13 protein-coding genes are annotated in these 17,015 nt (G+C 54.4%); 4 read left to right on the top strand and 9 right to left on the bottom strand.

Annotation, left to right across the window (positions count from 1 at the left end):
• Window positions 1–38: 38 nt before the first annotated feature.
• The 9 genes from JMF94_RS10655 to pyrR all read right to left on the bottom strand — a co-directional run bounded on the left by JMF94_RS10655 (window position 39) and on the right by pyrR (window position 11,270).
• The gene (locus JMF94_RS10655) at window positions 39–3,107 is read right to left on the bottom strand and encodes an efflux RND transporter permease subunit (protein ID WP_240825073.1); all 3,069 of its coding nucleotides are present in this window, start codon (window positions 3,105–3,107) and stop codon (window positions 39–41) included.
• Window positions 3,094–4,245: an efflux RND transporter periplasmic adaptor subunit gene (locus JMF94_RS10650; RefSeq protein WP_240825072.1), complete on the bottom strand. Its 1,152-nt coding sequence runs from the start codon at window positions 4,243–4,245 to the stop codon at window positions 3,094–3,096. Before JMF94_RS10650 ends, JMF94_RS10655 begins: the two co-directional genes overlap by 14 nt.
• 135 nt (window positions 4,246–4,380) lie before the next feature.
• Entirely contained in the window at window positions 4,381–5,070 is a 690-nt protein-coding gene (locus JMF94_RS10645; protein ID WP_240825071.1) for a TetR/AcrR family transcriptional regulator, read from the bottom strand.
• 27 nt (window positions 5,071–5,097) lie between these two features.
• On the bottom strand, window positions 5,098–6,441 hold the full coding sequence (locus JMF94_RS10640) for a 4Fe-4S binding protein (protein WP_240825070.1): 1,344 nt from the start codon (window positions 6,439–6,441) through the stop codon (window positions 5,098–5,100).
• Window positions 6,442–7,382: 941 nt separating this feature from the next.
• A complete protein-coding gene (locus JMF94_RS10635; protein ID WP_240825069.1) occupies window positions 7,383–8,291 on the bottom strand; it encodes an NAD(P)H-hydrate dehydratase in 909 nt (302 codons plus the stop codon).
• A complete protein-coding gene (locus JMF94_RS10630) occupies window positions 8,279–8,815 on the bottom strand; it encodes a DUF3343 domain-containing protein (protein ID WP_240825202.1) in 537 nt (178 codons plus the stop codon). Before JMF94_RS10630 ends, JMF94_RS10635 begins: the two co-directional genes overlap by 13 nt.
• Window positions 8,816–9,057: 242 nt before the next feature.
• A complete protein-coding gene (locus JMF94_RS10625) occupies window positions 9,058–9,276 on the bottom strand; it encodes a sulfurtransferase TusA family protein (RefSeq protein ID WP_240825068.1) in 219 nt (72 codons plus the stop codon).
• Window positions 9,276–10,370 (bottom strand): YedE family putative selenium transporter, encoded by a 1,095-nt coding sequence (gene yedE, locus JMF94_RS10620; protein WP_215647806.1) that lies wholly within the window; start codon window positions 10,368–10,370, stop codon window positions 9,276–9,278. The genes JMF94_RS10625 and yedE overlap by 1 nt, the downstream gene beginning before the upstream one ends.
• Before the next feature lie 363 nt (window positions 10,371–10,733).
• Window positions 10,734–11,270 (bottom strand): bifunctional pyr operon transcriptional regulator/uracil phosphoribosyltransferase PyrR, encoded by a 537-nt coding sequence (pyrR, locus tag JMF94_RS10615; RefSeq protein WP_240825067.1) that lies wholly within the window; start codon window positions 11,268–11,270, stop codon window positions 10,734–10,736.
• Window positions 11,271–11,395: 125 nt separating this feature from the next.
• Here pyrR and JMF94_RS10610 point away from each other — a divergent pair, with 125 nt between their 5' ends.
• The 4 genes from JMF94_RS10610 to JMF94_RS10595 all read left to right on the top strand — a co-directional run bounded on the left by JMF94_RS10610 (window position 11,396) and on the right by JMF94_RS10595 (window position 17,011).
• Entirely contained in the window at window positions 11,396–11,722 is a 327-nt protein-coding gene (locus tag JMF94_RS10610) for an IscA/HesB family protein (RefSeq protein ID WP_215647805.1), read from the top strand.
• Window positions 11,723–11,826: 104 nt separating this feature from the next.
• A complete protein-coding gene (locus tag JMF94_RS10605) occupies window positions 11,827–12,144 on the top strand; it encodes an IscA/HesB family protein (protein WP_215647804.1) in 318 nt (105 codons plus the stop codon).
• Window positions 12,145–12,257: 113 nt separating this feature from the next.
• Window positions 12,258–15,701 carry a transcription-repair coupling factor gene (mfd, locus tag JMF94_RS10600; RefSeq protein WP_240825066.1) on the top strand — a complete coding sequence of 1,148 codons (3,444 nt, stop codon included), beginning with the start codon at window positions 12,258–12,260 and terminating at the stop codon, window positions 15,699–15,701.
• Between the two features lie 53 nt (window positions 15,702–15,754).
• Window positions 15,755–17,011, top strand: coding sequence for a peptidylprolyl isomerase (locus JMF94_RS10595; RefSeq protein WP_240825065.1), 1,257 nt, complete (start codon window positions 15,755–15,757; stop codon window positions 17,009–17,011).
• The last annotated feature ends 4 nt before the right edge of the window (window positions 17,012–17,015 follow it).

Below are 17,015 nucleotides of genomic sequence, written 5' to 3'. Positions count from 1 at the left end.
TATACCTCTGCAAGTTAACGATATTGTCTTGTGCCATGCTACGCGCTGTCGTTTTTTTGTGGCCGCTTAACCCTAAACCATATTGCGTACAGAGCTGGCAAAAAAAGTAGAGTTAAGGCTGTTCCAACACCAACACCGCCGATAAGCACAAAAGCAAGTGCTCCCCAAAAACTGGAAAGTGTAAGTGGAATGAATGCAAGCATTGCGGCTATTGCAGTTAGAACAACCGGTCGAGCGCGTCGTACTGTTGATTCAACAATAGCTTCGTAATCGCTTAATCCATCAGTTAGGTCGTGGTGTATCTGATCGACAAGAATGAGCGTGTTGCGCATGATAATCCCTGCCAAACCGATTAAACCTAAAATGGCGTTGAAGCCGAAAGGCTGGTGAAAAATCAGCAGCGTCGGCACAGCGCCGACCAAGCCAAGAGGAGCTGTGGCAAACACCATAAACATTGTGGAAAATGAGCGAACCTGAAGCATGATAAATGCCAACATGAGCAGCGCCATAAGAGGGAACAGCTTCCCCAACGCAGTATTGGCTTTCGCGCTTTCTTCAACGGAGCCACCAGTTTCAATGCGATACTCGACCGGAAGCGTTGATTTTAGTTCAGTCAGCTCCGGGAGAATCTGCATCGTCACATCAGGAGGTTGCACCCCATCTATCACATCACCCTGAACCGCAATATATAGCTCGCGGTTATAACGCTTCAGCAGGGCATCCTCCATCCTTGATTCAAAGCGGGCAATCTGGGAGAGGGGAATCGAATGTCCATCACTTGTGGTCAATGTAATATTCTTAATATCCTTAAGGCTGTTGCGCTCAATATCTGGTGCGCGAACTACCACATCAACCGAACGTGTGCCCTCCCTCACCTGGGTGGTTGGCACACCATTCAAAATGGCCTGCAATTGTATTCCAATTTGTTGTGGGGTGAGGCCAAGTAGCCGTATCCGCTCCTGATCGAGCACAAAATGCTGGCTAGGTGTACGCATGCCCCAGTCCAAATGAGCGTCAATCACGTTGGGATTTTTAGACATAATCAGCCTAATTTCTTGGGCAATACGCTGAATCTCCGCGACGTCAGGGCCAACCACCCGAAAAAGAACTGGAAACGTTACCGGCGGTCCAAAGGTGAACTGTTTGACGCGCACACGCGCTTCTGGAAATGCTCCAGAAGCAAATAGCTTGCGCAGTTTGGCTTTAAGTGATTCTCGGGCCTTAGGTCCGTCAGTAACAACAACGATCTGGGCGTATGCGGGATTGGGAAGCTCTGAATTCACGGTCAATATGAAGCGTGGAGTGCCGTGCCCAATAAAGCTGGTGACAGATTTTGCCTCCGGCTCAGCCATGATACTTTTTTCAATATTGCGCGTAGTTCGTTCTGTCGTTACGAAAGAGCTGCCGAGTGGAAGATTGATTTCAATCGTGAGTTCTGGTCGATCTGAGTTTGGGAAAAACTGTTTCTCAACAGATCCCATTCCAACTACAGATAAGACAAAAAGGGTGATAGTTATTCCTGCTACAGCCCATTTGTGGTCAATAACTTTCTGTACAACCTGACGAAAGCGTTGATAATTGGACGTTGCGTATATAGTTTTATGCCCACCGACAATGGGTTTAAAGTTTGGTAATAGTTTTACTCCAAGGTAAGGCGTAAAAATAACAGCAACAAACCAGGAAGTAATAAGAGAAAACGCCACAACCCAAAATATGTTTCCTGCATATTCGCCTGCCGTTGATTTAGCGAAGCCTACTGGCAAAAATCCAACTATTGTAACGATTGTTCCAAAGAGCATGGGGCTTGCTGTAGACGTCCAGGCAAAAGTTGCGGCCTGTACTCGATCTAACCCCTCTTCCATTTTGACAACCATCATTTCGATGGCAATGATCGCATCATCGACCAAGAGCCCCAGCGACAAAATAAGTGCGCCCAAAGTTATTCTGTCAAAATCCATTCCAGCAAGCAGCATGATCACAAATACGGCTGCAAGTGTGAGAGGAACAGCTGCCGCCACTACTATTCCAACACGGAATCCCAGCGTGGCAAGGCTTACAACAATAACAACGCCCAGAGCGACTGCGAATTTGATCATGAATTCATTAATAGCCGCAGAAATAACCAACGATTGATCTGAAACTTTTGCCAGTTCAAGACCAACTGGCAAATCTTTTTGTATTGCTGCTTCTTCAGCATTCAGAGACTTGCCCAAGCTTAGTCCATTGAATCCCTTTTTCATCACAAGCGCGAGGATGATTGCAGAGTCACCCTGATGGTGTATTAGTTTTGTCGCAGGATCTTCGTATCCACGTATCACGTCAGCGACATCGCCGATTCTCAACAATTTTTGACCGCTGGACACAGGGATTGCTTTAACTGCGTCAACACCGTTAACGCTGCTGTCAAGGCGCATGTAGACTCTTGGCCCATTTGTTTCTACAAAGCCCGCTGGAGTCATGTCGTTTTGTGTTGCTAGGGCCTGAAACAGGTCACTTGCTTTGACACCAAGAGTAGCCAACCTTTTGTGTGATATCTCGACAAAAATCTTAGCGTCCTGCTCACCCAACAGTGATACTTTTTCTATCCCTTCAACGCGTGAGAGCCTCTGGCGAAGCGCTTCCGCCTCCTGAACAAGCTGCCGATGAGGGAGCCCTCTAGCTGACAATGCATACATGGCAAAATACACATCAGCGTATTCATCATTTACAATCGGGCCAACCACTCCGTGTGGCAAAAAGGCCTTTTCGTCCGATAGTTTCTTTCTGGCCTGGTAAAATTCATCGGGCACGTATTTGGGCGGAGTTGAATCCTTCAGGTAAAGCTTCATTGTCAGCACACCCGGATAGGCAATTGTCTCCGCGCGATCGTAATATTCAAGTTCCTGAAGCCTTTTTTCCAGGCGATCTCCAACTTGATTCTGCATCTCTTTAGCTGTTGCGCCAGGCCATACAGCCGATACTGTTAGTATTTTTACTGTAAAAACAGGATCTTCAGCCCTGCCAAGATGAATAAAAGCCCACCCACCAGCTGCCATTACTGCAATGATCATGAACAGCGTTATCGCGCGTTCACGAACAGCAAGGGCAGAAAGATTAAAGCCTGTCATATTTTTTCTCTGCCGTGTTAGTTTGGGGCTGGACGTGTTCTCCTTCCGAGACAAGGTGCGCACCCAGCGCGAGAATTTGTTCTCCCAGTTCAAGCCCCTTGCTTATCAATGCGGTTTCGCTTCCAAGCTTCACAACTACAACTGGTCGGCGGGATAGCGTTGAGGTTTCGGGACTGATGACCCATACGCTGATGCCTGAACCATCATCAAACAGGGCTCCAATCGGGATTTCACATAACTGGGCACCCCCACTGGATTCATCTCTCTCTAGACGTACCGTTACAGTGGCACCGAGTGGAGCGTCTTTACCTTCTTCTTTGAGTGTATATCGAGCCTGGTAAGTTCTTGTGATAGGGTCGGCCTGCGCCGAGAGTTCACGCAACTCCGCCGGAAAAATTTTACCTTGAGCAGCATAAAGACTGGCAACTGCGCTATGCTGCGATGCTTTTGCATCACCCTCAGGAAAGTTGATGACCGCCTCACGAGCACCATCATGTGCAAGCCGAACAACCACAGCCCCTGTGTTGACCACTTGACCGACATCAGCCACGGTTTCCATTATTATACCGTCCGCATCAGCTCTTAGTAGTGCGTAATCGACCTGGTTTTCCATCTGCTTTGCGTTGGCAATGGCTGCACTAAGCTGGGCCGTTGTTGCATCAGCTAGCGCTCTGGCATGATCATAGTCCTTGGTGGATACGGCCTTCTCGGACAAAAGGTTGCGCATGCGGCGTTCGTCCGCCAGAGCTTGTCTGTTTTGCGCTTTGGCTGCTGTTACAGCTTCTTTGGAAGCAGCCAGACCTAGTGCAATATCTGTCGGATCAAGTCGCATCAACGCCTGACCCCGGATTACATGATCCCCATCCTTGACCAGCTTCTCGGTTATTTTTCCAGCCACGCGGAAACCGAGATTGCTTTCTGTTCGCGCACGAATCACTCCCGTATATTCAGCGGTATTGGTGCTGGCTGTAATGACCGTATATGAACGAACGCGACGGTATGCAGGCGCATCGTCACGTTTGGATTCATTGCTGCCCACAAGCGCGCCACCAATAATCAAAATTATGGCTCCAATAATAATGAGCACATAGTTTTTCTTGAGCAGTTTTTTTGTGCTCATGATGTCAAGTATATTCATCAGTATCCCCTGGTGTGTTGGCTCATGAAGAAATCAGCTCGTTAACTTTTTCGTATCCATGATTAATTTTATCAACATAGACCAGTCTACGTAATAAAGCGACAAAAATAAAAGGAAGAACAAAGCTTCTCTTTTCTAGTTGATCCGCAAGAATGTATTGAAATACAGGCTAATAAAATTATTCAACGGGATAAGAGATTTTTTAATTTTAGCCCAGAGTAGTGCACCTTGGAATGATGCGATTAAATTTTCTGCAAGTATGTTCACATCAATCTCTGCGGGCAGTTCTTTATTTTCTTGGGCTTCATGCAATAGTGCAGACAATTGCTTTTCCCACCCAAGTATGCCTTGTAAAAGCCGCATGCGTACACTTTCATACTGGTCCGACATTTCCTGTCCCAAGTTGCCCAGTAAGCACCCTTTAGCACAGTTATAGCTCTCAAAGAGTGCAATTCTTGCTTCAAAGCTTTTTCTTATGCGCATTAGTGGCGGATACGAGGGGTCTGTAAAAATGGGATGGAAAACAGCAGAGACGTCCTCAAGGTACTTATCGATTATTTTTAGACAGAATTCTTCCTTACTAGAAAAAAAGTTGTAGAAAGACCCTTTGGGAATTTTTGCCTGTTTCAAGATAGCCTCTACGCCAGTAGCGTTAAAGCCATTGCTCAATATCAGCTCAAGCCCGATCTGGATGATTTCTTCTTTACTGTGAATTCGTTTCATAATTCCATATTTAGACCGATTGGTCCATTTGTCAATCATTAATTTTTTAGAGTTTTGAAGCCCCCTCAGCTGAGAGTAACCGATTGTTATGTTTTTCAGCAAGGTGAAGCGCTAAGGGGGCTGACTTGTTTATGCAAAACATTTACCAAATGCCTTAAGCAGATTAATTGGCCCTTTTACGCGAATTCTTCTTAAGATGATCTCTTTAATCATTGAACTATCCTTGTGGAGCACTCGCAACCATGCTTTTGCATCGGCATTAATGCAAATATCCGGAGTACCTGCATGGCCCATCCCGATGGTCAATGTCTTGTTTCTGATAATTATGGTTGCTTCGTGCTCTTCGTTTCCGGTAAATGTAAAATGATAGGCAGCATCAAGCCCTTCAGATTGGTTGCGTTGAAAAGCGAATGACATTGAGGAAAGGAAAGAAGCGATCGTCTGTGGCCGAATGCCGTTACCAACATGCTTTATCTTTTTGTTGGGAAAAGAGTGCAAAACGTGACTTTCCGCATCGGAACCCGGCAGAACATACACTGTTTCTTCTTTCTGCTGGAGTGGTTTGACTACCTCTGCGATGAAGGTTTTCTTATCCTCTATAAACTGAGGAATTACATCGTCACCAGCCGGGCAGACAGCCATGCAATAGACAGATTTGTAGCAGGGGCCGCCAGTCAAACTTTGCCACATGGATACAGTTTCTGCGTCGCTTGTTTTTGAGCGAAAGTCCTTAGCACTTTTACTGGATGCAATATTTTCAACGAAATCGCTAAATCCACCAAGTAATTCCCTATAGGTATGGGTCAGGCAATTTACAGGATTAAAAAAGCCATCAGGACTAATTGCACCTGTGGGGCAGGCGGCAGCGCAGAGCTTACAGTCAAGACACGGATTATAGTCCAGAGGAGCATCGTATTCATCTACCTCAGCATCAATGAGCACCGAATCAAGTAAAACAAAGCTCCCGAATACAGGATGGATTATGTTGCGGTGAAGCCCCATTTTTCCAAGTCCTGCTTCAGCAGCTATGAGTTTGTGCGAGATTACATGCATTCTTCCGCTGTTCCATTTGTCCGCTTCCATTGGAAACCCAACAGCAGGAGTGGCCGCACGAATGCCCTTGCGTTCAAGCATTGCCGCTACTTTTCGAGCCGTATAGTTCAATCGGTCTTCAACTTGATGCAGTTCAAGGCTTGCGATGGACCGTGCTGGACTTCTCAGGTTTTCCCGGTTGATCCGTGCTACAAAGCAGACAAATGACTTTGTCCAAGGGAAAACGGCGAGTACTGCCTGTTTTTCTGCTGCAAGCGCAGAGCGGTCGATTTCTACAATGCCTACATCATCAGCACCGCATTCAATGCATAATTTTTTTAGTTCTTTAGCACTCAACTTTTGTACCGTTGAGGGATCTGAGTTCAATATTTTTCTTTCGTGATATTTTTTTATTGACGGGTGCTCATTTTTATTACTCATCAAATTCTCCAGAAGTTTTTTTGATAGTTTACGCTATTCATAGCAACGGAATCCACCGATTACATGTTGTATAAGCAATATATTTGAAATGCATTTTCTACTATTATATGATAGATATTGCAGTTTTGTGGTGGAGTATAAATCTGAAAAAGTTAATTTTTGCTGTAAATGCATCTGAACTACTATGGCAGATGCATCAAGCTGCTAATTGAGATCGTTGGCGATCATTTGGATTTGATACTTACTGATGAAAACTTAGACCAGTCGTTCCAATATGTCAACAAAGAAAAAAGCATGCATGTCACATAAGAAATACTCAAGATACTAGCTGGATACGCATTTGTTTAACGGCAATCGTATTATCATTAACCCAGTGGGCACATTTGCCTCTTCCCCGAACTATGCCATGGAAAGCCTGTGTCCATGCGCCCAGCCTGGCTGAAGCCGACAATTTCCCGACTGTGTAAATCTTTGATTCCGGCAAGATATACCCAGCCCTGCTGTCAGACTATGTCACTCTCCCTCGCGGGGTGGTGTTCGCCCGGCGTGAAGTCACTGGTTAGAAGCTTGGGAGAGACTGGCAGCGCTTGGTTTGACTCCGTGGGCGGATAACCCGTTGGTTGCACTTACAGGCGAGGTCCAGTTCACGGCGTAGCCGTTTGACCTTTAAGAGGCTGACGGCGCAGCCGCTTGCCACGAGTTCCCGCGCACCCACTCTGCCGTATGAGGCGCGTACTCTCTTGTGGGCAGCCAGAATTTCGACCGTAAGGTGTAATATTCCAATAGGTTGTTCACCCTCTCTCAAGTCGGTAGAGCTGGAGTTTCCAGGCAACAGTCAACCGTGTGATGTCGCGGGTGAACAGCCATAATAATGCCAAGCTGACGGTTCGTAGCCGCGCAGAAAGGGTTCAGAGGATGCTGCATGAACAGCGTGTTGACCTCTACAACTCGACGGATGATGCAGAAAGAGTGGTCGGCCACACTGAGCGCGCACCGCGCATGGCTTCTGGAAGCATTTCAATCAGCTCGCCAATCTGGGTGCCGGGGTTGGGCGCGCAGATTTGCGCCAGCAGGCGCGCCATGCGGGCCGCCGCCGTGCAGGCCTCGTTCATTGCCGCGCCGCCGCACAAAAACGCCGTTGCAAGCCCTGTCACCAGATCGCCCGTGCCGCCAATGCATTCCATGGCCGGAACCGAGGGCGCGTCCACCGTGGCGATTACTCGGCCATCCACAACAATGTAATCTTTTGATCCCTTGATAATCAGATTTTTTGGGCAGTTGCCATGCTCAAGAGCGCGTTGCAAAAGCGGCGGCACGTCATCCTCGCGAGCCAGCAGAAAACCCCGCGTATAAAAGGGGTGGGGGGCTTTTTCATCTGCCAGAAAGGCCAGCTCGCCCAGATCCGGCGTAAAAAGATCATAGGCATCGGCATAACCGCTCATTTTCGCCACATACATAAAGCCCGCATCTGCAACCATTATTGGCGACACGGCAAGAGCCTGAGCGGCCATGAGCACCCGGTTGTGCCAATCCTGATCAGGGAAAAGATAGTGAAAGGTCAGCCCTGCAGGGGCAATGCCTGTCAGATTCTGTTCCAGCCATGCGTAAATGGCGCGGCTGCCCGCGCCGGAACCAGGGTCGCCCGCCAGCAGCAGACGCGGCGGCGCAATGCCCAGTTCCTTGCAGGCAAGAATGGCTGTGGCGGCAAGGGCCGCAGTGCCTCGCTGCACAGGTACGGCCTGGCCATCCGGCAGGTGGAGCAGCCCGCCTGCAACCGTGCTTTCGGCCTCAAGACCAGCAGGGCAGAGGGCAAAATCCGGGTCGGGCAAGGTCCCTGCTATGCACCACATGCGACTTGCCTCCGCAGTTCTTCAAAGGCCTTTTGCAGGCTGTAGCAGCAGAGGGTCTGCCCCAGGGACAGGGGTTCCGGGGCTTCATCAAGGCGCAGGCCGCACAGCCGATGCGCCACCCACGGCACATCAGGGCAGCCGCCGCCTGAAATATTCACAATGCGTCCGTCAGCAGCATCAAGGGTAATTTTCATATTGGCGGCGCGTACCATCAGCCAGCGGTCATCCAGATGTTTTATCTGAAACAGGGACACAGGCTCCAGCAGCACATCGTGGGCGCTGACCACCTGACGGGGCTCAAGACCTTCCCGTTCCAGAACATCCAGAACGCGCGCCTGACTCACCAGTTCAAAAACCACCACCATGTCGCACCCTGTGCGCAGTTCCGGCGGCGGCCCCTTTACTTCCACATCCAACCCGGCCTTGCACAGCAGGCGCTCGGCGCGGATAACCTCGCCAGTGTGGTCAAAAACCAGCAGACCTCGGTCGTTGCAACCGCGTTTGCCGCCGCCGCGAGCATCCATATCCGAATCTTTGCCGCCGGGAGAAAACAGGCCGCGCAGTTTTTGCGCAAAGCCCTGCAGCAGGCTGCTCTGGGAACTGTTCTGCGTCATGATGTCTCCCGAAACGCTGGATCGCCGGATATGTTGCAGCACTCGTGCCGAGAGCTGGAGGATTGCAGCTTTCAGCCATCATTGGCTGATCTGGCGGCAGTTGCGGCGCGGGCGTTTTGCTCACCCGCGCCACCAGTTCGCCAATCCGACTGTTAATCCTTGCGGATGTCTATGCGCGTTATGCCTTCGCCCTCTTCAGTGGTGCTGACGGCAAATCCCCGGTTGCGGGCAGCGCGGCTGACATTTTCAAGGCTGGCGTCGTTATCCACCAATACGCTGAAAGGCCCCTGTTCATCGGCCTTGGCAGCGGTAAGAAACATGAGTACGGGCTGCGGGCAGGAAAGCCCTCGGGTGTCGATGGTGGTAGACATTACGCACCTCTCTTGCAGTTGAAAAATCCGATGCACAGGCAGATGGCAAGGCCGGCAAGGGTGGCCGCCATGCCGTGAGGGCCGACCCCTGCGGGGCTGGAGGCCAAGCCGAAGTTATGGGCAACAGCGGTGCCAACGATCAGGCCAACGGCAAATACAGCGGCGTCGTTGTCGCCCTCGCCAGCCATAAAGAGCTGACGGCCAGGGCAGCCGCCCGCCAGCGCAAAGGCCAGACCGGCAGTAGCCATGCCGAGGAAGTTCCAGAGGTTGTCGGGCTGGGCGATAGGCTGGTTTTCAAAGCCGGGCTTGAACGCGCCGAAATACAGGTTCAGAACAAGGGCCGCGCCCAGCATGGCCAGAAATCCCAGTGCCAGATGCCATTGCTTGAACAGCATCACGTCGCGCAGGGCTCCCATGGTGCAGAAGCGGCTGCGCTGGGCCAGAAAGCCCACTATCAGCCCCACGCCAATGGAGAGTATAAAGGGTGCATGCTGTGCGCCGGGCCCTTTGACGGAATAGAAGAGTACGCCGCTCTGCGGCTGTTCTGCCACCTGCGGATTGAGCAGATACAGGGCCACGAAGGAAAGCATGATGCCGGGCAGCACCAGACCGGAAATTTTGCTCTGGCCCTGACTGCGACCAAGTGAAAAGCCCATGCGGAAAAAAATGGTGCCAATGCCCACGCCGCAGATCAGGCCCGCAAGGCCAAAGAGTGCAAAGGCGTCGCCGCCAGCCAGGCGCAGAATAACGCGCCAGGGGCAACCCAGAAAGACCAGCGCGCCAATACCCGCTATGCCTCCAAGCAAAAAGCGGGTGATGGGGGCCGAGCCGCCGCGCGGCTTGTATTCGCCAAAGGCCAGCGCCGCGCCGAATGCGCCAAGCACCATGCCCATGATTTCGGGCCGCAGGTACTGCACGACGGCAGCGCGGTGAAAGCCCAGAGCGCCAGCGATATCGCGGTTAAAGCAGACCACGCAGATGCCCATGTTGCCGGGATTGCCCATTTGCTGGAGCAATACGGCAAGCACGCCGAACACAAGCCCGGTGGCGATGATACCTGTTGTGGTGGAGAAAAAGTTGAAGCCTGGTTTCATGAAATCCTCCTTTTGGGGCCACAGGCCCGTGGCGAAGCCGATGTATGAAACGGCAGCGCGAACGGAGGATTTGTCGGGTCAGTGGTGCAGGGCAGAGAAGCCATGCGCCAGCCCCAAACCGGACCGCCGTTCGCGTAAGCTCCACAACGTGAAGCTCCTTGCTGTGCGTCAGGTTTTGCGCTTGGGCATGGTTTCCTCTGTTCTGTATTTGCTGCCGCCCGATGGGGGGCGGCACGTCAGCGTGGTGAATGAATTCTGTTCCTGTGCGCGGTTTATGACTCGGCAAAGCCCTGTTGAGGCTCTTTCCGGGCCGGGCAGTTTGTAGGGCCGTGCCTGCCGCTGGGGCAATCTTTCGCGTCTGTTTTACGATGCGGTGGTCAGGTTCACGCTGTCTTCGCCGTCGCGCTCGGCGAGCATGACGTCCACGTGTTCCTGCCTGCTGGTATTGATGACGCGGCCCACATAATCCGCATGGATGGGCAGCTCGCGGTGACCTCGGTCGATAAGGGTCAGCAGTTCCACGCAGCGGGGGCGGCCGTAGTCGAGCAGGGCCTCGAGGGCTGCGCGGATGGTGCGCCCGGTGTAAAGCACATCGTCAATCAGGATGATAACCTTTTCGTCCACGCTTTCGGTAATGCGGGACTGCCCGATGCTGGGCTTGCCCACAAGGCTTGTCCAGTCATCGCGGTACAGATTGATATCCAGGGTTCCGAGGGGGATGACGCGGTCAAGGCGCGTTTGCAGCAGGGCAGCTATGCGCCGGGCCAGGTCTGCGCCGCGCCGTTCGATGCCCACAAGCATCACATCCTGGCATGCCGCGTGGCGTTCAAGTATCTGCGAGGCGAGGCGTTCAAGTACGCGCGCCATTTCGTCTTTTTCCAGTAACCGGGTCGTGGACATGGTTCCTCCAAGGGTGGATATGCCCGTCATTCTAGCTGTTTTCGGCTTTAAAGAAAAGCCCTGCGGTAATTGACAAGCCCCACGCATGACCTTAGTTAGTAAAACACTCGAATCATGGAGGACGTATGATCGAATTGACCGACAGCGCCCGTAAGGAACTGGATTCGTTCTTTACCGGCAAGAAAAAGGATCCCATCCGGGTCTACATGACCGCAGGTTGAGGCGGCCCGCGCCTTGCCCTGGCTCTGGATGAGCCTAACGACCAGGATCAAACCGAGGAACAGGCCGGCTACACCTTCTGCATCAACAGTGCTCTTCTGTCAGAAGTGCAGGGTGTAAAAATTGATTTAACCTACATGGGCTTTGCGGTTGAACCCGTAGTGCCCTTCGCTTCTGAAGGCAACAGCGGTGGTTGCAGCAGCTGCTCAAGCGGCTGCGGCAGCAACGCGTAAGGCGGGGTGGTTTCCCGCTGGCCGGACGAAGCAGGCCAGCCTGTTTTTCGTTACTCTACCATATAATATACATATCGAGCGTATCGAAAAACATCGGAGGAACCATGCTTGAACTGACCGAAAGCGCCCAGAAGGAACTGGCGGCCTTTTTTGAAGGTAAGGAAAAAAGCACCATTCGCGTTTACCTCGCCCCCGGCGGGTGCAGCGGGCCCCATCTGGCCCTTGCCCTGGACGCCGCGACGGATGAAGATATGAGCGAAGATCAGGGCGGATTCACCTTCTGCATCAACAAGGAGCTTCTTGCTCAGGTTGAAGGCGTGAAGATTGATCTTTCCTACGCGGGTTTCACAGTTGAACCCACGGTGCCCCTGCCCCAGACGGGCGGTGGTTGCAGCAGCTGCGGCGGCGGCTGCGGACACTAGAAGCAAATGACTTGCAAACCTGGCGGTGGCCTCCGGCTGCCGCCAGGTTTGACCGTTTATCGTCGGGGCGGCGCAGGCTGCCCCTTGTGCTGTTATATAACCCCCACAGGTTCATGGACACTTTCGGCGCATTGCTCTCAAGCAACGACAGGCAGATATATCTGGAACGCAGCGGCATGGTCACGCGCTGCCGCCTTGCCTGCGAGGCTCTGGACAAAGGGCGCAGCGTGGCTCTTGTGGCCCGCACCCGCGAAGAATTTCACGCGGCCCGCTCCCTTGCGGCCCTGTTTTCTCCCGAAATTTCTCTGGCGGATCCGGCAGTTGTGCGCCCTGCATGGCAGTGGCCCTGTCTGGGGCTGCCAGCCCTGAGCCAGTGGCAGGACAAGCCCTCATGGGCTGCCCGGCTTGCCGCGCTGTATTCCCTCACCCTTGGCAAACCGCGAGTGCTGGTGGTTAGTGTTGAAAGCCTGCTGTTGCGCTACATGCCGGTCAATTTTTTCCACACGCGCACGCTGGAGCTTGGCAAGGGCAGCGATTACGCCCCCGAGCTGCTGCTGGAGCAGGCGGTGGAGTGGGGGTACGAGCGCGTTGCCATGGTCACGCGGCCCGGCGAAATGGCCCGGCGAGGCGACATCCTTGATTTGTACCCCTCTGGCTATGCCCGCCCCGTGCGGCTGGAATTTTTTGGCGACACGCTGGAGGAGATGCGCTTCTTTGACGCGGAGACCCAACGGTCTTTGCAAGGATGCGACGAACTGACCCTGCTGCCTGTCAGCCCGCTGGCCTTTGCTGCGCGCGAGACCGAGGCTGCGCGCAAGCGTTTTGACCGCATGTTTGCCGAAGGCCGCATTGGCGAAAATGACTGCTATTCCTTTAAAAAATCGCTGGATGCTGGCGGAGCGGGCCTGCTGCCCGGCTGCGCCGTAGAAGCTCCCAGCCTGCTCGAAGACTGGCTGCCGCAGGACTGCCTGTGGCTGCTGCCCGGCGAGGCCGACAGCGCCGAGGCCCTGCGGGATGGCCGCCTTGCACTCAAGGAGCGGCTTGAGGCCGAGGACGCGCCCCTGCCTCAACCGGCATCGCTGGCCCTGCGCAAAAGTTCGCAGCCTGCGCCGTGGAACGCCTTTCAGCGCGTGTACGCCGAACCTCTGGTCATGGGTGTGGAAGAGCGCGGTCTGGATTTTGCGGAAAGGACTCTGCATTCCTTCAGCGATCTTTTTCCTCTTTCCGGCGCGCAGGATCGCCCCTGGCAGCATCTTGCCACCGCTCTCAAGGAGTGGCAGGGCGCGCGCAGGCAGGTGGTGCTGAGTTTTTCATCTGGTCGCAGCCGAGCCAAGTTTCTGAAACTGGCAGAACAGGACGGCATTCTTCCTGCCCAGCGCTATGCACCCGACCAGCGTGGTCTTTTTGCTCTTGTTTCGCCCTTCCGCCAGGGCGCGGATCTGGCGTGGGACAACGCCCTGGTTCTGGGCGAGGATATCCTGTACCCCAAGGCGGAAAAAACGCCCCGCGTTTCGTCGCGCGTTTTCAAGGGGCTGGATTCCTTTGACGATCTCAAGGCTGGCGATCTGCTGGTGCACCGCGATTACGGCATTGGTCGTTTTGCCGGGCTGCACCACATGGATGTCAACGCTGTTGCCAACGACTTTTTGCTTATCGAATACTCCGGGCGCGACAAGCTCTACGTGCCTGCCGACCGGATGGGGCTTATCCAGCGGTTCAAGGGTTCGGAAGGCGTGGAACCCGCGCTGGACCGGCTGGGCGGCACCGGCTGGACTTCGGGCAAGGAGAAGGCCCGCAAGGCCATTGAAAAGATCGCCGCCGACCTTGTGGAAATGTATGCCTACCGCAAGGTGACCAAGGGCTTCCGATATGACCCTCCGGGCGAGCTGTACCACGAATTTGAGGCCACGTTCGGCTTTGAAGAAACCCCTGATCAGGCCAAGGCCATTCAGGACGTGCTTGACGACATGGACAAGTCCCAGCCCATGGACAGGCTCGTATGCGGCGACGTGGGCTTCGGTAAAACGGAAGTTGCCCTGCGCGCTGCATTCCGCGCCGCTTCCGAGGGGCGTCAGGTGGTGCTGCTTTGCCCCACCACGGTGCTTGCCGAGCAGCATTACCAGACCTTCCGCGCCCGTCTGGCGGGTTTTCCCGTCAATGTGGGGCTGCTCAGCCGCTTTGTGACGCGCCCAAAGCAAAAGGAAGTGCTCAAGGCTGCGGCCACCGGGCAGGTGGATATTCTCATCGGCACCCACCGCGTACTTTCAAGCGACGTCAAACTTCCCAATCTTGCCCTGCTGATTCTGGATGAAGAACAGCGTTTCGGCGTGCGCCATAAGGAAAAACTCAAGGCCCTTAAAAAGAACGTGGACGTGCTCACCCTGACAGCCACGCCCATTCCGCGCACCTTGCAGCTTTCCATGTCCGGCATACGCGAGCTTTCCATCATTGAAACCGCGCCGCAGGATCGCAAGCCTGTGGCTTCGGCTGTACTGCGGCGGGATGATTCCGTGCTGCGCAAGGTGCTGGAACGCGAGATCGAGCGCGAAGGCCAGGTGTTCTGGGTCTATAACCGTGTGCAGGGCCTGGAGCGGGTGGCCGAGTACGTGCACACCCTTGTGCCCACGGCCCGGGTAGGCATGGCGCACGGGCAGATGTCTGAAACCGAGCTTGAAGACACCATGCACAAGTTCTGGCATGGCGAGCTTGATGTGCTGGTATGCACCTCCATTGTTGAATCCGGGCTGGATTTTCCCCGCGCCAATACGCTGGTAGTGGATCAGGCCCAGATGTTCGGCCTTGGGCAGCTCTATCAGCTGCGGGGCCGGGTGGGCCGCAGCGACAGGCAGGCCTATGCTTTTTTTGTAGTGCCGGATGCGGAGCGCCTCACCTCCATTGCGGAGGAACGCCTGCGCATCATTATGGATATGGATTACCTGGGGGCCGGTTTTCAGGTCGCCATGGAAGACCTGCGCCTGCGCGGCGCGGGCAATATCCTCGGCGAAGTGCAGTCGGGCCACATGTGCCGCGTGGGCCTTGATCTGTACCTCGAAATGCTTGAGGAGGCCGTGGGCCGCCTCAAGGGGACGCCTGAAGCGCAGACCGTGGAGACGGAACTTACTTTGGGCTTGCCTGCGCATATTCCCGCATCGTACATTGAGGACGGGCGCGAAAGGCTGCGCTGCTACAAAACGCTCACATCGGCCTCTGGCGGCGCGGCGCGTGAGGAAGCGGCCCTTGGCATACGCGACAGGTTTGGCCCCTTCCCCGAAGAACTGCGCAACTTCCTTGCCGTGCTGGATTTCAAGCAGTTCCTCACAGAGTTGCAGGTGCAAAAGGCCGATGTGCACATCAACCATGTGCGGCTTGTCTGGCCGGACGGGCAGACCGCCGTGCAGCCTGAGCGCATAGTAGCCCTTACGGCTTCCATGAAGGACGCGCGCATGCTGCCGCCTGCCGGGCTGCATCTGCCAATGCCGTCTGATGTTTCGTTCCCCGAAGGGTTGGACAGGTTGCGTACCGCCCTTGAAGGTATTCGTGTTAAAGCCGGGGCATAGGTGCTGGTTTGTGGCTGTGTCTTTTTTTCAGGTCATAGAACTGGTCTGAATATATGGGAAAAATGGTGGACGGATTCATGCAGCCCCTCATAGCTTTGGCGCGTTTTTTCCAGAACGTCGCTCGGTCTGCCCGACTGGCCCGCCCACTAGGCGTGGCGCTGGCCTGCTCTTTTTGCCTGCTGCTGGCGGCCTGTTTTGAAACCCGGCTCCCCGACGGCGTGGTGGCTACAGTCAATGGCGAGCCCATCAGCTTGCGCAGATTGCAGACCCTGCTCGACAGCCGTTCTCCTTCTCTTGGGGCCATGCGCACTCCATCGCTGGAAAACATGCGGCGCGAATACGGCGAAGGGCTGGGCACTCTGATCATTTACGCTCTGGTGCGGCAGGATTTGCAGCGGCTTCAGATGTCGGTCAGCCCTGCCATGCTGGATACAGCCATGGCAGAAGTCAGGAATGATTACGGCGGCGCTGACGGGCTGGAAAAATATCTGGCTGAAGAATCAATTGACCCTTCAGAATGGCGGGCTTTGCTGCTTGACCATCTCTCCATGCTCACATTTGAAAAGCGGGTTCTTGCAGCTGGCATCCGTGTTTCGCTGCCCGAACTGCGCGACTACTACCAGACCCACGAAGACGATTTTCAGATGCCGGAAACTCTGCGCGTCTGCCTGATTTCTGGTGAATCGCGCAAGGACGTGGAAGGCTTTTGCGCGGTGTTTCCCGGTGGCATGAGCGAGGCGCGCAGCAAGGTGCAGCTCCAGTGCCAGAATGTGCGGCCAGCCGATCTGCCTCAGGGATGGCGCAAGGCAGCTGCCAGTCTTAAACCGGGACAGTGCGCCCCCGTGCGGCAGGAAGAAGGCCTGTGGCGTAGCCTTGGGCTGATTGAAAGCCGCCCGCCAGCGCACATTACCCTGGCGGAGGCCTATCCGCTGGTGGAAGGCATCCTGCGGGAGCAGAAGATGTCCGAGGCTTTTGAACGCTGGCTTGAAAAGGCTCTGGCCAATTCCCTCATCATGGTGGGCAAGGAGCTTGCCCCCGATCTGCTCGCACCCCCGGCGTCACACGCTGGCGGGCAGGGCAGCGATGCCCCCGCCGTGCCGGATGTTTCTGGCGCTGCGGAGGACATGAAGGCTCTGCCCCCAGGCAAGGATGATGTGTACGAGGGTGATGTGCTTGAAGGTTCCCACGATCCCAGGGCCAATGGAGCATTGGAAAATCAGGGGCATAATCCTGAAACGGCTCCTGCTTCAAAAGCCTCGGGCGACCAGCAGCGCAGGCGCGATAACGGCGGCTCCGTGCGGCGCCGCTGAGGGC

This window comes from Desulfovibrio sp. UIB00, assembly GCF_022508225.1.
Classification (GTDB): domain Bacteria; phylum Desulfobacterota; class Desulfovibrionia; order Desulfovibrionales; family Desulfovibrionaceae; genus Desulfovibrio.
The sequence above is the reverse complement of the archived record's forward strand: the minus strand, read 5'-3'. Positions and strand labels throughout refer to the sequence as shown.